Here is a 16,677-nt window from a genome sequence, read left to right as displayed (position 1 = left end):
CTTAGTTCAAGGGGAGGGGTTGGGGTGGGGTAGTCAGTAAAGAAATTTAAGAACCTCTTTTACCCTGATACAAGGACATTATAGCGCGGGCTTTTCGCTCGCGTGAGTAACAGGGAAATCATTTCATAATACATCAACTCACCTCAATACAGGCAGAACCCACTATCTTTAACGGCCAGATTTGGTCTGGAAAACGGCACACTATGAAAATCAATTTACGGTCAATTGCTTTTGGATTATTCACACTTTCCAGCATTTCGCTGTTGAGTAGCTGTCATAAATTCGGGCCTACTAGTGGTGGTCGGTCGGCGGTGTCGTCGGCCTACAGAACGGCTACGGACGATAGCACGCTTACCAATACGTCGCCTTTTCTGATGCCCTACAACCGGGTAATCGACGGGGCGGGGGAGTCGGTGAGTTTCGGCGAGGCTAACGTGGAAAATCATAGTCTGGATGCCGTGCTGCTGCCCGACAAAAAAACGCTGGTCGTCGAAGATCGCTACGGTATCGCGTTTTTCGATGTGAAAAGCCGAAAGCTGGTGTCGCGCTGGGACTACAACAAAGGGTCGAGACTGAAAGGCGGTATGAGTTCTTTTTCGGGAATTAAAGCCATTGTTCATCACGATTCAACCTATATTTTCTGGGGAGCCGGTGGCCGTGATGTCGCTAATTCGCATGTCATGCAGGTCGTTTGGGACGGCTCGCGTGCCCGGCTCATTCGGGCCATTCCGTTCCAGCCCGTGGCTCCGGCAACCATCGCCCTGCCGAATGAAGTGGTGGTGAAAGAGGAAGCGGGTGACCTGATGCTTTACACCGTCCTCAACGGCAACAATCAACTGGTTAAAGTTCGCGTAAACGACCAGCGGGTCATCTGGACGGCTCCTACCGGCGTGGCCCCCTTTGGCTTGACGCTCCTCGGCAACCGCGCCTACGTGACCAACTGGGCGGGGCCGGTGCCCGATGCTACCAACGGCTTCGAAACGGCCGGTATTCCCTGGGGTAGCGCCTACATCGACCCGAAAACGGGGGCCATGGCTCATGGAACGGTATCCATCATCGACATTGCACAGGGCAAACCGGAGCGGGAGTTATCTGTCGGGCTGCACCCCAACGCCATCATCAGCAGCCCCGATCAGCAGTTTCTATACGTGGCTAACGGCAACAGTGATTATGTGTCGGTTATCAGCACGCAGACGCAGCAGGTAACCGATTCCATTTTTGTGGGACTGTTCAACCGGGGGAATGGCTACATCGGCAGCACGCCCAACGGTCTGGCTATCAATCCTCAGGGAACGACGCTGTATGTGGCCAACGGGATGGATAACGCGCTTTGTGTAGTGGCACTAGGCGAGAAAGCCTCGGCTACCGGCAAAGGGACTTCGACCATAAAAGGCTACATTCCAACGCAGGCCTACCCGTCGGGTATTGTGCCGAACGGCAATGAATTGTACGTAACCAACCTGGAAGCCATTGGTGCCCGAATCGCCAACCCGGTCGATCAGGGAAGCCAGGGCAAGAGCCCGTCGAAGGAGTTGAAAGCGTACAATTCGCACAAGCAATTAGCCTCAATTTCCTTTATTCCGGTGCCCACTCAGCCGCAGTTGGACACGTATACCGACAAGGTAAAACGCATGAGCCAGCAGTTTCGGCTGGCGCTGACGGAGCAACTGCCCAGGCCAAATGTGGCACCCAGACCCGTGCCGGAGCGCATTGGCGAGCCGTCGGTGTTCAAGCATGTGCTGTACATCATCAAAGAAAATCGCACCTACGACCAGGTGCTGGGCGATATGCCGCAGGGCAACGGAGCGCCTGAACTCTGTATTTTTGGCGATAGCATTACGCCTAACCAGCACCGGCTGGCGCAGGATTATCTGCTGATGGATAATTACTATGTGTCGGGTAAGTCGTCGGCCGAGGGGCACCACTGGGCCAGCGCGGCTATGGTGACAGACTATACCGAGAAGAGCGTTCGGGCATGGTTCAGGAGTTACCCGCACGTGCTGTATGATGCGATGGTGTATAACAAGAAAGGGTTGATCTGGAACAATGCCCTCGACCACGGCAAAACGGTGCGCATGTATGGCGAAGCCTGCTCCTGCGACTTCGATAAAAAAGCCTACGACTGGAGCAAACTCTTCCAGCTGCGGCAGGAGGGCAAACCGTTCTCGTTCACCAATACCTCCACCATTTCGCGGGTACGGCCCATTCTGGCCATGAATTTTCCGGGCTGCGACGATGAAACCATTAGTGACCAGATGCGCGCCGATGCGTTCATTAAAGAACTGAACGAAGCGGCCGCCGACCCCAACGCCGACCTGCCGAACCTGATGGTGATGTCGCTGCCCAACGACCACACCTCGGGCATGAGTCCTGGCTTTCCGGTTCCCCGTGCCATGGTGGCCGATAATGACCTGGCCGTTGGGCGCATTGTCGATGCCATTACGCACAGCCGGTTTGGGGCTTCAACGGTCATTTTTATAACCGAAGATGATTCGCAGGCGGGATGGGACCATGTATCAGCCTACCGAACGACCGGCTTTGTGGTCAGCCCGTATTCGCGCCTGCAGAAAACGGTACACACGAATTACAACCAGACTTCGATAGTGCGCACGATGGAGCAGATTCTGGGCTTGCCGCCCATGAACGTCATCGACGCCACTGCCCTGCCCATGTTCGACTGTTTTACGGATAAACCAGACTTCTCCTTCGCCTATAAAACGATACCAAACCGGGTGTCGCTGACCGAAATGAATGCGCTTCCCGCCGGGCAGAAGGGGGCGTCACTCCGATTTACCAACCAGTCGATCCGCTTTGGTTTTCACCAGATCGACCGGGGCCACGACGATCTGCTCAACCGGATTCTGTGGTTTACAGCCAAGGGTAAGAAGAAATACCCCGCCCATCTGGCCGGGGCGGAGGATGATGACGACGATGATGATGAGTAAGCCCTGAATGGGAAAATATGATCTGTACCAACAGGAATGGCTAAGGGACAATGGCGGAGTAAACACGTCAATTAGCGCTTAGCCATTCCTGTTAATGGCTTGTCTGGGGACCGTCTCTGCGGTCAACATCAATGTCTTGACTAGCTCTGTAACCCACATAACGACTGGATGTGAAGCTATTATTCATGTTAACCAGGTAGTCGCTTTACGCACCAGCCGGGTGGGTTATTCAACCTGAACGAAAAAGATAAACGGGGTTTGTTTGGAAACTCAAAAGCCGAAGCCGTTAATATCGGTAAAACTTAACCCGAACAATGCTATACGCTCCGTTCGGATTTTTCTGAAAACGGAGAGAACCGGCTTTGTTGTTTTTTACACCAAACGCGCCAATTCCTCCGCCACCGGTTCCTTCATCACCGTTCAATCGGCGGATGGGTACCCATTGGGCGTTAACGAACGCACCTTCCTCCATAAAGTCCAAATCGACACGCGGCTTTTGCGGGTCAGGGCTGGTGGGTGTAAACGTCAGCTCATAGTCGCGGCCAACGGCAATGAATTCGTCTGGCCCCACCGCGAATAAAATCCCTCCGGCAAAAGCGGCTTTCTTCTCCGCCGAGGGGGCACCGGCAAACCCTCTGGGCACAACCAGATTGGCCTTTACCGTAAAGCCATTCAAGGGAAAGCTTTGCGACGTTGCTGTTGAATCCACAAAAATACCGGCCATGGTCCCTTTGCCCTGATGGCGTAGAATGAGTTCCTGTACCTGCGCCACCGCTGCGAAGGTTTTTGTAAACGGATCATCTTCGGCCGGGCTGTCGTCAATGCCGAAAGGGGCAACGCATAGCGCATCATGCTGGCCATACAGCCAGAACGCCAGGTTGGCCGCTTCTGGCCCCTGCTTGATTTCGGGAATAAACAACGGATTGCCCGAGCGGTGGTACTGTTCGGCCAAGGCATAAATTCCCTGTTTAGACGCATATACGTTTGGCGTGATAAAATCAATGGCCGGGGCATTGGCCCGCCATACATCGAGCAAGTGCGGCACTGGCCCTCCGCTCGGGTACTTGCCGGGGGTACTCATCAGCCCGGCGGCTTTTGGCCAGGCGTTTATGAACAGGGGAATGGGGTAGGCTTCCTTTCCGGCTGCTGCTACTTTACCAATAAATTTGGTGTAGTGATAGGCCGTAAATAATTCTTCCGGGAAGTAGGACAGCCCGTTTGGCGTTTTATCATCCAGCACGCTTTTACCAAACACCTCTTCCCAGCCGCCGGTCATCTTATAGCCGTTTGCTTTCCAGACACTGTCCAGTCCGGGCTGCAGCTTTGCTTTATGCGCTGCCAGATAGCTCATCAGGTCGGCGGGAACACCTTCTTTATAGGCTTTGGTTGCTTCATCGCTATAGTCGCGGGGCGCATAAAACAGTCCGGGTTCATTTTCTACCTGAGCCAGTATAACGGTCTGCTGCCTGGCGTCAATCTGCCGAATATGCTGCATCAACCGGTTAAACGCCCTGGCGTTTGCCTGCAGCGCGTTAGCCGAAAAGACCGAAACAACCGGCGTGGGCTCTCCCTCCTTATTTTTTACCCTTGGAAACCGGCTCAGATTGGCCTTAACCCATACTGGTGCGTAGGTAGAATAAGTGGTTTTGAACAGGCCAAACCATAGAATACCCAGATGCAGGTTTTGCTTTCGAGCCCCCAGAATCAGGCTGTCTACCACCGCGAAGTCAAAGGTGCCCTCCCGAGGTTCAATTAACTCCCAGTATACGGGTGCCAGCAGGGTGTTCACGTTCTTAGCCTTCATTTTCGACCAGATCGGACGCATATAGGCCGCCGTTGACACACTTGAGTTATGCAGTTCGCCACCCAGAGCCAGAAAGGGCTTGTCTTTGACAATCAATTGTGTTGTATTACCCTGCTGCGTCAAATGGGGCGGTTTATAAGACTGAGCGCTGACTGCAGTTCCGGTAACCAGTAAAATGGTCAGAAACAGGTAATTTTTCATGGGCTTAGTGGGTGTAATGGTCGATTCGCGTCGTGGGGTAATCCTTCTACTTTAGTCGATGCGGGCAAATGAGCGAATGCCCAGATACGCAGAAACGCGTATTGTTGGGCGCGCAGGCCAAGCCTGAATCGTTGATTATTGCAGAAAAAACTTGATTTACGACAAAATTAGGGGGTAAATCAGTAGCCCGGCGAGTCAAAACAAATCCGATAATTGTCAAAAACAATCAAAAATGACGGTGATTCTGTTTTTTCGTAGTAAACTCACTGGCAAAGTCGATCCACTATTCGTTGACGCCCCTTCGCTATGCCTGACAAGACAGCCCCAGTTCCCATTCTGACGCCCGGTGCGTTGAAAGAAGTGGCGTTTAAGCAGCCCGGCTGGCCAGCATTGCATTTAAAATCGCTTCCTTACTTTCATATCAATCCCCTTGAAGATGTCCGGGAAGCCCTGAACTTTCCAACCCTGCCTCATCGTAAAACGGTCATTGACTTTATGGTCGTTACGGAGGGTCAGCTTATTCGACGGATTGGATTGACCCGGCATACGATTTCCCGAAGCCAGATCGTCTTTATCCCGGCTCATCAAATCTATAATGAGGAGTGGATGAGTGAGGATGTGAAGGGGTATTACTGCCATTTTGACCCTGAATTGCTAAGTCAATCCGGGCTAAAAACCGACATTGAGAAGGAGTTTTCGTTTCTTCAGGTCGGTCGGGAGTCGATCCTGGTGCTTAATGACGAAATGCTCGCGGCAACCCGCTCCCTTTTAGAGCGGTTAGTGGCGCTTGTCGACAAAAAAAGCGCCGACTTGCCTTTGCTGGTCCGGCTTTATGTGTTGACGCTTTTAACCGAATTGAAGCAGGCCAATACGCTGGCGCCAGCGCGGGATGCAAAACATCGGAATGCCGCCTTTCGGATCACTCAGCTCTATAAAGAAGCGTTAACGAAGTTTATTTATGAAACGCACACCGTTTCGGCGTACGCCACGCTATTGAACGTCAGTCCGAACCATCTAAACAAATCGGTGAAGCTGGCGACCGGTCTCTCTGCCCACGATCTGCTGGAAGAAATGCTCCTGCTGGAGTCTAAAGTATTGCTGACACAAACGGAGTTAAGTATCGGAGAAATCGCTTACCTGATTAAAAAGCAGGACCCGGCCAATTTCACGCGCTTTATCCGAAAAATGACCGGCCTGACTCCCAAACAGTACCGGTTGAGTCATGCGGGCTGATGGCTTAGCCTGACTGTAGTCGCAGGTTTTCTGAACGTTGTTAGGGTAAAAGAAAAGCGGCTGAAAACGCTTCGATAGCTGAACGCCTGGAATCTGCCAAATGGGCAATGACAGTAGTCGAAAATGCTGACCTGTTCGCAGAGGGACGCAAAAAAAGTAATGCCTTCCGGTTTATACTAATATAACGTGAATAACAGCTGTATCTAGGTTAAATCAGGACCGTCTCTGTGGTTAAAAAAAAGATATAGTAGCTATCTATACGTATGAGCTAAATTTTGATCGAGCCAACCCATCATTCACGTCAATATAGATGATCGGACTAACCAATTCATCAGCAGTCTTTTTTACGGCCAGGGTAATGAATAAGACGCAGAATTCCTGTCTGACGGGGTAAGGATTTCAAAAAGGGGAGACTGGGTCGATTCGTACTGTGTCGGGTTATTGGTAGACCGAATTGTACATCTGTCTTACTTTGTTGCGTGAGCGTTTCAGGCGCATTTTTACCGCGCTCTCTTTCAGATTCAGTTGCTGCCCAATCTGGCTCAGGGGCAGGCCATCCTGGTATTTCATGCGCAGCACGGTTGCGTCCTGCGGAGAGATTTTCTTCATCACCTTCGCCAGTTGTTGCAGTTCATAATCTACTTTCTCCGCGTCTTCTGTGCTGGTGCAATAATAATCGATATCGTCGGTCAGTTCGCTCATTGTCAGTCGTTTTGCCCGTTTGAGCTGGTCGAGACAATAGTTGTAGGAAACACTGTACAACCAGGTCGAAAAGGACGACCGCTGCTGAAACCGATCTAAATGAGCGAAAACACGAATGAAAATATCGTGCGTGAAATCCTGAGCCTGTTCAGAATCTTTCGTCATGGAGAAACATTGCTTGTATACTTTCCCCACATACCGATTATAAAGGCTTTCGAAACAGACAGTCGAGTTAGAACTAAGGTACTGCCGAATCATGTCTTCGTCACTTACGTATAGGTTCATTGGTAGTCTTTATTTATGGGTCCGTAAACAACAGGTTAATGTTTCTGTTTGTACAAACTTGCCTTTAAAGATGAAATGTTGACAATATTTTTCGATGAAATGTTGGTTTTGCACGTTTTTTGGTAAAAAAAGCTTGAATGAGAAGATTTTTAGTTAAAATATTATTTATAAATACAAGTACTTGTTACTATATTGCGTGATAAATTATTTATAGTATATATTAATTAACGGTTATATATTCCCATGAAAGGTATCGTCTTTACTGAGTTGCTAGAAATGATCGAGCACAAGTTCGGTTATGAATTAGTAGATCAACTGCTTGAAAACAACGACCTGCCCTCGGGGGGTATCTATACCGCTATTGGTACCTACGACCATGCGGAGATGGTTACACTCGTTACCAGTTTAAGTGCGCAAACGAAAATCCCTGTACCCGATCTGCTGCGTTCCTACGGGCAATACATGTTCTCCGCATTTACCCGGAGTTACCGCCCCTTTGTCGAACGGGCCGATTCGGCCTTCGGGCTGCTCAACTCCGTTCAGCACTACATTCACGTGGAGGTCCGAAAATTATATCCGGACGCCGAGCTCCCGCACTTCGTTATCGAGCAACCCTCTGAAAACCAACTTCTGATGTACTATACCTCTGAGCGGAAGCTGGCTGATTTCGCCCACGGTCTTATTGAAGGATGCCTGGCAAATTTTGGAGAAACAGCCACAATCGTAAAAACGATTCTTACAGAAGACGGAAGTCAGGTTTTGTTTGACATAACGAAGGCGTAAGGTATGGAGGAGATCGAGGACATCGAGCTGCTGAAAAGGCGGCTTGTTCGCGAAAAAACCGCTCGGTTGCAGGCAGAAGCTATTCTGGAGAAGAAAGCGTTGGCACTCTACAACGCCAATGAACAGCTGCTGCATTTGAATGAAAGTCTGGAGCAGCAGATCCGCGATAAACTGGCTGAACTGAGCGATAGTGAACAACGCTATCGGCAGCTCATCGAATCGGTTCAGGACATTATTTACAAGATATCACCCAGGGGCTTTTTTACGTTCGTAAGCCCTGTAGTAGAAAAAATACTGGGCTATACGCAAGCCGAATTTCTGGGAAAACACTTTACCGACTTTGTGCAGGCCGGTTACCGAATGTCGCTCATTGATTTTTATCATTCGATGATGCTTGAGCGGCAGGATAGCACCTACAATGAGTTTCCGGTGGTGGCTAAAGATGGCCGTATTGTCTGGATTGGGCAAACGGTCAGGCTGATCCAGGAAGACGGGAAAATAAAGGAGCTGGTGGCGGTAGCCCGCGACGTGTCGGATCGGAAACTGGCAGAAATTGAACTGGAAACAACCCAGACCCGGCTCTCAACGCTCATCACTAACTTACAGTCGGGGGTGATGGTAGAGGATGAGAACGGGAGGGTCCTGCTGGCTAACCAGCTGTTCTGCGATATTTTTGAGATTCCGCTGACCACCGATGAACTGGTCGGCTACGACTGCGCCGAAGCGCGTCAGCAGGTGAAATCCCTGTTCGTTCAGCCCGAAGAATTTGTAGGCCGGATGAACCAGCTGCTAACCGAACGGACGGCCTGCGTGGGTGAGGAAATTACCATGGTCAACGGCCGGACGCTGGAGCTTGACTACATCCCTATTTTCCTGGACGACCATCAGTACATGGGCCATCTCTGGAAATATACCGATGTGACCGAGAAATACCTGGCTCGTGAACTCATCCGTCGGAGCGAAGAGAAGTACCGGGGCATCATGAACAACATGGAACTGGGCCTCTTTGAAGTAGACAACGACCAGATCATTGTTCGGGCCTACGAGCGGTGCTGCAAAATGCTGGGGTACACGGAGGAGGAGATGGTGGGCAAAAATGCATCGGAGCTGCTGGTACCCGCCGAGTTTTTGGAACTACTCAACTATCAGAACCGGGAGCGGCAAAAAGGACTGGCGGGATCGTATGAACTTCAGTTAATTAAAAAAGACGGCAGCCGGATCTGGGTGCTGGTGAGTGGTGTGCCCATTCTTGACGAGCATGGCGTGATTGTCGGATCGATGGGTATTCATTACGACATGACCGAACGCAAACAGCTGGAGCAGGAGCTGGCTAAAGCGAAGCATTTTGCCGAAGAAGCCCAGCAGGCTGAAAAACAATTTTTTGCCAACATGAGCCATGAGATCAGAACGCCCCTCAACGCGATCATTGGCATGTCTCATTTACTTTTTGATACGCAACCAACTACTCAACAACGGGAATACATCGACATTCTGAAAACCTCGGCCGATTTTCTGCATAGTCTGATTTCCGATTTATTGGACATGACAAAAATTGAAGCCGGCCGAATCGAAATCCATGCCCGTCCGTTTGATCTGGCTGGCCTGCTGCGCAGCACACAACGTGTGTTTGAAATGAAGCTGCAAAACCGACCGATCAAAATAGGGGTCATGCTGGACGCCCGCATCAACGACGCGTTTATTGGCGATGATGTTATGCTGAATCAGATTTTGATGAATCTGGTGGGCAATGCCGAAAAGTTCACGGAAGAAGGGGAGATCCATATTACAGCACGCGTTAAAAAAGAAGAAGGCATCCGGCACTGGATCGAGTTTACCGTCTCCGACACGGGCGTTGGTATTCCCGACGAAAAGATGGACCTGGTCTTCCAGAAGTTCAAGCAGGTGAACCCGCAGGGATTCAAGCACAAAGGTACCGGGCTGGGTTTGGCTATTACCAAAGAACTGGTTGAACTGCAGGGCGGTACCATTTCCGTGTGGAGCCAGGTGGGGTACGGCAGCTCGTTTACATTTACCCTCCCGTACACCAAATTGACGTCGTCGCCCGAACAGGAGAATGGCATCGATAATACACTCGTTCTGACGGAGGCACTCACCACCGCCAATGTGCTGATTGTGGAAGATAACCTCATGAACCAAACGTACATCGGGAGCTTGCTCAAAAAGTGGAGCATTCCCTTCACGATGGCGTCGGACGGAAAACAGGGGGTTGAGAAAGCAAAACAGCAGTTGTTCGACATCATCCTGATGGATATTCAGATGCCCATCATGAACGGCTACGAAGCGACGGTGGCGATTCGAAATACCCACAACCTTAATCAGCATACGCCTATCATTGCGCTTACCGCTTCGGCCATGGCCGATCACAAAAATATTGCTATGGCAGCGGGCATGAACGACTTTTTAACCAAGCCGTTCGAACCGAACCAACTGCTGGCGGTTATGCAGCGATTTGCGCCCTCGGCTCAGCTCGACAGCGAAGGCTGTATCCTGTTCGACAGGGCGCTGGACCGGCAGCGTTTGTCTGAGTTGTACGGAACGGATGCGGCTTACGCATCGGAGATGTTTACGATGTTCCTGACCGACGTTGTGCCCGATATACGCAAACTACCCGAATTATGTATTGATCAGAAATGGGCCGAGCTGGCCAGCGCGGCCCATCGGCTCAAGCCTACATTGGCCATGGTGGGGTTATCCGCTCTGGAGGAGAAAATGAGACAGTTGGAAAATCGGGCGCGGCAGGACGCCGACAAAGAGTGGATAGAAACATACTGCTACGAGTTTATGGAAGAAATAGATAAAGTATTACCCATCCTAGAAACAGAGTTACAAAAACTCTCTCAGCTATGAGTTTAAACTGTATTATCGTTGAAGATGAACCCATGTCCCGCAAGTCGCTGCAACGGCTTTGCGAGCAACATGGCTCATTAGAGGTTCTTGGGGTGTTCGATAACGCCACCAGTGCGCTTGATTTCCTGGCTGAGCAGGAGGTGGACTTGATCTGGCTTGATATTGAGATGCCGGGGCTGTCGGGCTTTGACCTGCTGGAGCAGCTTCCTTCCATTCCGTACGTCATCTTAACGACCAGTAAGATAGAGTATGCTTTTGAAGCTTTCCAGTATAACGTGACGGATTACCTCAAGAAGCCTATTTCGATGCCCCGCTTCAAAATTGCTGTCGAGAAGGTGCTCGATCTGAATGCACGCGCGAAAGCCAACCCGTCGGATAGCCGTAAAGAGATCTATATTAAAACCGATGGACGATACATACGGCTACCCTTCGACACGATTTCCTACATTGAAAATACGGGCGATTACGTCAAAATTTTCACGAATACCCAAACGTATGTGGTTTACACAACCATGAAATACCTGGAAGAAAAGCTTGGCTTCCAGTTTCTGCGGGTACATCGTTCCTACATCGTGCACCTGGATAAAATCGTCGATATTGAGGATAATACACTCGTTATAAATAATAAAGTTATCCCTATTAGCCGGGCCAATAAATCAGAGCTCATGAACCGGCTTAATCTATTATAAAAAAACAAATATTGTGGCCGGAAGGCATGCGCATACCTTCAGCCCTGTCTTTTCTGGTAAGCTTTTTGTGCAGAATAGATTACCACCGGCCCGTATGGGAATTACGTTATGTAAGTCAATCGGAGGTGTCTGATAAATAGAAGTAAACTTTGACGGTGCTACCCTGGTGGCAAGATTTCTGCTCTCCCTGTCTGTGCTTTCTGAGAGGAATCCTGAAAACCCGGCCAAAAAGTTCTGACCATGAAAACTGGCCGCGACCTATTTGCGTAAATAACTTTTGAGTGCTATGTTGAGTACATATTAATTTATCATTATCATTAAAAGCAAATACGTAATTATATATGAAATACATTAGTAATGGTTTAGTTAAAGAACTGACTATTAGATAAAGTAGTTAATATAGAGTAAATATCCACAGCGGTTCGTTAATTAGTATACTTTTTTAGCCATGTTCTACCTTTCTCAATCACCTACCTGTGCTTATATCTACAAATACGGCTGATACACAACCACCCATTGATAAAGTACCGGCTATTCACATAACGGAAGTTGTTGCCCTCAATTACCCCGAATCTGGCTATGAATTCCGGGGGCTGATCCGGGCACACGATGACGCCGGCACTATCGTTAAAGAGCAGATTCTCCAGACAAGACGAAAACCGGAATGGTTAGTAAACGGGCGGCATCAGGGCCATGGCGAGTTGTACATTGCCCTGCAGTTTCGGCAGGAGGGCACGCTGCAATGGCACGGAATTGACGAGCAAACCATACCGTTGCATGTTCCGGCCAATGGGCAGAGCAGCACGGATGTTTACCTGCCGCTCCAGGGGTGGGGTGAAGCTCCTCATATGCAGATTCGCGTCCGTATCACCAAAGATCAGCCCGAGAGCCGTATCGAAATGCCCTTTACGCATTCGATAGACGATCTTGCGAGCCTGAATACAAAAGGCTGTCCTTTTTTTGCGCCAAAAGTAACGACCGACGCACCGGCCACTAAAAAACCGGCATTGGTCATCCCCGACGATATTACCAATTTACCGGGCCTGACGGCACCTGAGCAGGTGCTTGTGAAAGATACCTGGAACAAGTTTCTGGCGTATCAGGATTTGCTTATGGAACTGTTTTTTGAACGGCTCCTTCATGAAGAACCCGAATTGATCAGCCTCTTTGGCGATGCCGTCGATCTGGTGCCGTCTTATTTTACGAATCTGTTCGATGTGAGCGTTCGGCAGTTGATGCCCCATACCGAACGAATTCTGCGCGAAAGCTATACCGGCGCTTATCCCAGTTCGGCCGAGGGCTTAAAAACCGTGGAAGAGTACGTTGGGCTGCTGACCGATCTGGGTATGCGCACCGAACATTGGCTGACGGCCCGCCGGGCCTGGTTATGGGTACAGCTGCAGGTGCCACACCTGGACGACTACGACCGGGAAAACCTTGCCAAAGGGGCAAATTCCGCCATGTACCGGTTCTTTACACTGGCCATTCTGACGCCCGCGCTGGCTGCGGCCAAACTCTACGAAGAGGCTTTAACGCCCCAAATGATCAGTGTTATGCGGCAGGCCGGCGATCGGTTGGGTGCCAATGCGCGGGTTATCGGTACTGATTTTTACCACACGCTTTTTCAGACTCACCCCGATATTGTCCCTTATTTTGGCCGGACGGATGTCGACAGCCTGACCGAACACCTGATGCAGGCCATTGCTTTCCTGCTCCGGTCGCTGGACAGTCAGCTCAATATCATTCAGGAGTTACGCGACCTCAGCCAGGTCCACACCAACTTTTCAGTACCGCCGGAAGCTTACGCCAAACTGGTGGAGCCCATGATGGCAGTGCTGAAAAAACACATTCCCGATTTTACCCCTGAACAGGAGCATGCCTGGGGGGTTCTGCTGAACCGTGTCACCAATGTGCTGCGGCAGCCAATGATCAATCAACAGCGGATATTGGCCAAGGCGAAGGAGTATATTGAGCAGATCAGCCAGGAACTGGCCTGGGGCACGGCCGACTGTGAACGTCGCTGGGAGGAAATAAAGCGGGAAATCCAGGCGACCGGGAGTTATACGCATACCTACGAGGAGTTGGCCTATGGAGCTCAGCTGGCCTGGCGAAATTCCGCCAAATGCATTGGGCGGATCTCGTGGCGAAACATGATTGTCAGGGATTTGCGGCACGTTAGCGACCCGGATGAGATGTTTCGGGAGTGTGCTGAACACCTGCGGATGGCCACCAACGGCGGGAATGTTCAGATCGTGATGAACGTGTTTCGGCCAAAGAAGCCGATGGAGCGCTGGGGACCCCGCATCTGGAACAGCCAGTATATTCGTTTTGCTGCCTACGAGCAGGAAGACGGCTCTGTGCTGGGTGACAAAGCCAACCTGAAATTCACACAGACGCTCATACGGGAGGGATGGGTGCCGCCCGTCAACAAAACGGCCTACGACACGTTGCCGCTGGTGATCGACGTACCCGGACAGGCACCCAAAATGTACGCCTTTGCCGACGATGATGTTTTGAAAGTGCCCATTACGCATCCATCTTCTCCGGCCTTCGATGCGCTGGAAATGAAGTGGTGCGCCGTGCCGGCCATTTCGAATTTCAGGATGGATATTGGCGGTATTCAGTACGGTTGTATTCCCTTCAACGGCTGGTTCATGGAAACCGAAATAGCCCGTAACCTGTGGGAGGATGGCCGTTATGAAAAAGCCGAAATTATTGCCCAGGCGTTAGGGCTGGATACCTCCAGCGAGCAAACGCTATGGCGCGACCGGGCATTTCTGGAGTTGAATGCGGCCGTGCTGCATTCATTTTCAAACGCCAAAGTAACTCTGGTCGACCACCAGACCGCAGCCCGTCAGTTTCTGACCCATGACCTGCGCGAAAAACGGGCGGGGCGCGAATGTCCGGCCCAATGGTCGTGGGTGGTGCCCTCGGCCGGTGGGAGTGTTACGCCCGTATGGCATCACGAAATGCGGGATTTCTTCCTGAGTCCAAGCTACCATTATGCGGCCGACCGATGGGTTGTGATCGATGATGACCGCATGGCGGTTGATGAAGAGAATAGTGCCGACTCGTTGCGGGTAAGTCGTCCACGATTGTCGGCACTTCGGACCGAACGAACGACGGCCCCTGAAAATCGACCGCAGCGGGTGCTCATCCTTTACGGGTCTGAAACGGGTACCGCCGAAGGCTACGCCCGGAAAACGGCTCGCCGGCTGAGTCGCTACCAGCCCCGTGTAATGGCGCTGGATGAGTATGAGATAGACAACCTGAGCCAGGAGGATTTATTGCTGGTTGTTACCTCGACGTTTCGGGAGGGCAACATGCCGAGCAATGCCCAGATGTTTCATGCCCGAATTCAGGCACTGCCGCAGGGAGCTTTATCCGGGCTCAACTTTTCGGTGATGGCGCTGGGCAGCACGGTGTATAATCATTTTTGTGCCGCCGGTCTGGCCCTCGATCGTGAATTGGCGCGGGTGGGGGGCAATCGGGTGGTGATGATGCATAAAGGTGATGAGATCAAAGGCCAGGCCGATACCTTTCGGCAGTGGCTCGACCTGGTGGCCCGTTTACTGGGCGAAGATCCAACCAGCACCAATTTGTCGGTGCTGCGCGAACCGGTATTGCAAGTGTCATTTTTATCGCCGGAGCAGGTACCTGCTACCGCCGAAGAAACCCGCCGGAAATCCCTGCCCGGTCATGCCGTTCCGGTTGTCGAGAATCGGGAGCTGCTGAAAGAAGTCATCCGGGGAAGCCGGTCTACCCGCTTTATTGCGCTCGACATAAGCAACACGAACGAGACCTACGAAACCGGCGACCATGTGGCTATTTACCCGTGCAACCCATCGGAACTCGTGCAGCGGCTGACCGATCGGCTGGATGTGGACCCGGATGCCTGGTTTGTAACGTCGCTCGTTGATCCTATGGGCGTACCGGTGTCGGGTGATCATGCCTATCCTACTCCCGTTCGGGTCGGAACGGTGTTGACCGAAGATGTGGATCTGACCCTGCGGGAGCCGATCGACGAACTGTTGAAGGCGCTCCTGAAAACCGCAGAATCGTCCATCGACAAATACCGGCTCGAAGCCTGGCTGGATATTCTGCAAACGGGTAAGGAAAATAATAATGACTTCGTCGAGCTGAAGAAGCACATTGCAGACACCTTCCTGACCGTTGTTGACTTGCTGGAGTTATTTTCATCGGCCCGGTTAACGTTTACACAGCTTATTGAATTACTGCCTAAACAGAAGCCACGGCTCTATTCGGTTTCATCCTGTTCGCTGGCGCACCCCACCCAGGTTCATCTTACCGTGGGCGTTGTTGAGCTAACGACCGATGCCGGCAAGAAACTCGCGGGTCTTTGCTCCAACTATCTGGCGGGGCTTCAGCCCAGCCAGGGGGCCATGGTGCGTATGGCCATTCGGAAGTCCAGTTTCCGGCCGCCCGTCGATCCGCAGGCTCCCATGCTGATGGTGGGAGCGGGCACAGGGTTATCGCCTCTGCTGGGCTTTTTGCAGCATCGCGAGATTCAGTTGCGGGCCTTATCGAAACATGGGCAGCGGGTGCAAACCGATTTCGATACAATTGCGCCCCTGCCTGCACACATCGGTCATGCCCGGTTATTTTTTGGCTGCCGGAATTTAAATGATTACCTGTACCAACGGGAGTTGGAAACCTGGCACGAAGCCGGGGTGCTGACTCATCTGGACGTTGCCTTCTCGCGCCTTGATGATGAGAAGATTTATGTACAGGATCTTATCGGGCAGCATAGCAAAGACCTTTGGGAAGTACTTTCCCAGCCCGACTGCCACTATTATGTTTGTGGCGACGCCAAAATGGCCGATGAGGTGTTTGATGTGCTCATGAACATTGCCAAAACGACCGGTAGGCTTTCGCACGCCGAAGCCGTCAACTTCTTCCGGCAGATGCAGCGTGAAAATCGATTCGTTATGGATGTGTGGGGAGTCTTGCTGAATTTTCAGAAGTCGCTCTCTGAACTGCAGGAATCAAAATATAAGCAGGGCGAGCGCTGGCTGGAACGCGTATCGGCCTGAATAAGATCCTGAAAGAGCGAAAGAATGAAAGAGCGAGGAGTTGCCTGTCTGTTAATTTGTTAGCTAGTCAGAAGGCCGTTCCTTATTGGCTCTTTCACTCTTTCGCGCGCTCA

At 51.3% G+C, this 16,677-nt stretch carries 8 protein-coding genes; 6 read left to right on the top strand and 2 right to left on the bottom strand.

Annotated features, from left to right (window positions below):
* Positions 1 to 203: 203 nt before the first annotated feature.
* Positions 204 to 2,945, top strand: a complete 2,742-nt coding sequence (locus ACYVK4_RS03105; protein WP_461126023.1) for a YncE family protein — start codon at positions 204 to 206, stop codon at positions 2,943 to 2,945.
* 286 nt (positions 2,946 to 3,231) lie between these two features.
* Here the strand turns inward: ACYVK4_RS03105 and ACYVK4_RS03100 are convergent, their stop codons facing one another.
* Entirely contained in the window at positions 3,232 to 4,950 is a 1,719-nt protein-coding gene (locus tag ACYVK4_RS03100) for a GH35 family beta-galactosidase (protein ID WP_461126022.1), read from the bottom strand.
* Between the two features lie 306 nt (positions 4,951 to 5,256).
* Here ACYVK4_RS03100 and ACYVK4_RS03095 point away from each other — a divergent pair, with 306 nt between their 5' ends.
* On the top strand, positions 5,257 to 6,183 hold the full coding sequence (locus tag ACYVK4_RS03095; RefSeq protein WP_461126021.1) for a helix-turn-helix domain-containing protein: 927 nt from the start codon (positions 5,257 to 5,259) through the stop codon (positions 6,181 to 6,183).
* Positions 6,184 to 6,621: 438 nt separating this feature from the next.
* Here ACYVK4_RS03095 and ACYVK4_RS03090 read toward each other — a convergent pair whose 3' ends face one another.
* Positions 6,622 to 7,170, bottom strand: a complete 549-nt coding sequence (locus tag ACYVK4_RS03090; protein WP_461126020.1) for an RNA polymerase sigma factor — start codon at positions 7,168 to 7,170, stop codon at positions 6,622 to 6,624.
* A 243-nt stretch (positions 7,171 to 7,413) separates the two neighbouring features.
* Here ACYVK4_RS03090 and ACYVK4_RS03085 point away from each other — a divergent pair, with 243 nt between their 5' ends.
* The 4 genes from ACYVK4_RS03085 (at position 7,414) to ACYVK4_RS03070 (ending at position 16,564) form a co-directional block, all read left to right on the top strand.
* Positions 7,414 to 7,953, top strand: a complete 540-nt coding sequence (locus tag ACYVK4_RS03085; RefSeq protein ID WP_461126019.1) for a heme NO-binding domain-containing protein — start codon at positions 7,414 to 7,416, stop codon at positions 7,951 to 7,953.
* 3 nt (positions 7,954 to 7,956) lie between these two features.
* Positions 7,957 to 10,821 carry a PAS domain S-box protein gene (locus tag ACYVK4_RS03080; protein ID WP_461126018.1) on the top strand — a complete coding sequence of 955 codons (2,865 nt, stop codon included), beginning with the start codon at positions 7,957 to 7,959 and terminating at the stop codon, positions 10,819 to 10,821.
* Complete coding sequence (locus tag ACYVK4_RS03075; protein ID WP_461126017.1) at positions 10,818 to 11,510, top strand: LytR/AlgR family response regulator transcription factor; 693 nt, start codon at positions 10,818 to 10,820, stop codon at positions 11,508 to 11,510. The genes ACYVK4_RS03080 and ACYVK4_RS03075 overlap by 4 nt, the downstream gene beginning before the upstream one ends.
* Positions 11,511 to 11,986: 476 nt before the next feature.
* Positions 11,987 to 16,564: a nitric oxide synthase oxygenase gene (locus ACYVK4_RS03070; protein ID WP_461126016.1), complete on the top strand. Its 4,578-nt coding sequence runs from the start codon at positions 11,987 to 11,989 to the stop codon at positions 16,562 to 16,564.
* The last annotated feature ends 113 nt before the right edge of the window (positions 16,565 to 16,677 follow it).

It is taken from the genome of Spirosoma aerophilum (assembly GCF_054782495.1).
This window is presented reverse-complemented; position numbering and strand designations above follow the sequence as displayed.

Excerpts from the sequence above, each read along its gene's own strand:
- ACYVK4_RS03105 (WP_461126023.1), top strand. The coding sequence starts at position 204 with ATGAAAATCAATTTACGGTCAATTGCTTTTGGATTATTCACACTTTCC.
- ACYVK4_RS03085 (WP_461126019.1), top strand. The coding sequence starts at position 7,414 with ATGAAAGGTATCGTCTTTACTGAGTTGCTAGAAATGATCGAGCACAAG.
- ACYVK4_RS03080 (WP_461126018.1), top strand. The coding sequence starts at position 7,957 with ATGGAGGAGATCGAGGACATCGAGCTGCTGAAAAGGCGGCTTGTTCGC.
- ACYVK4_RS03095 (WP_461126021.1), top strand. The coding sequence starts at position 5,257 with ATGCCTGACAAGACAGCCCCAGTTCCCATTCTGACGCCCGGTGCGTTG.
- ACYVK4_RS03100 (WP_461126022.1), bottom strand. The coding sequence starts at position 4,950 with ATGAAAAATTACCTGTTTCTGACCATTTTACTGGTTACCGGAACTGCA.
- ACYVK4_RS03090 (WP_461126020.1), bottom strand. The coding sequence starts at position 7,170 with ATGAACCTATACGTAAGTGACGAAGACATGATTCGGCAGTACCTTAGT.
- ACYVK4_RS03075 (WP_461126017.1), top strand. The coding sequence starts at position 10,818 with ATGAGTTTAAACTGTATTATCGTTGAAGATGAACCCATGTCCCGCAAG.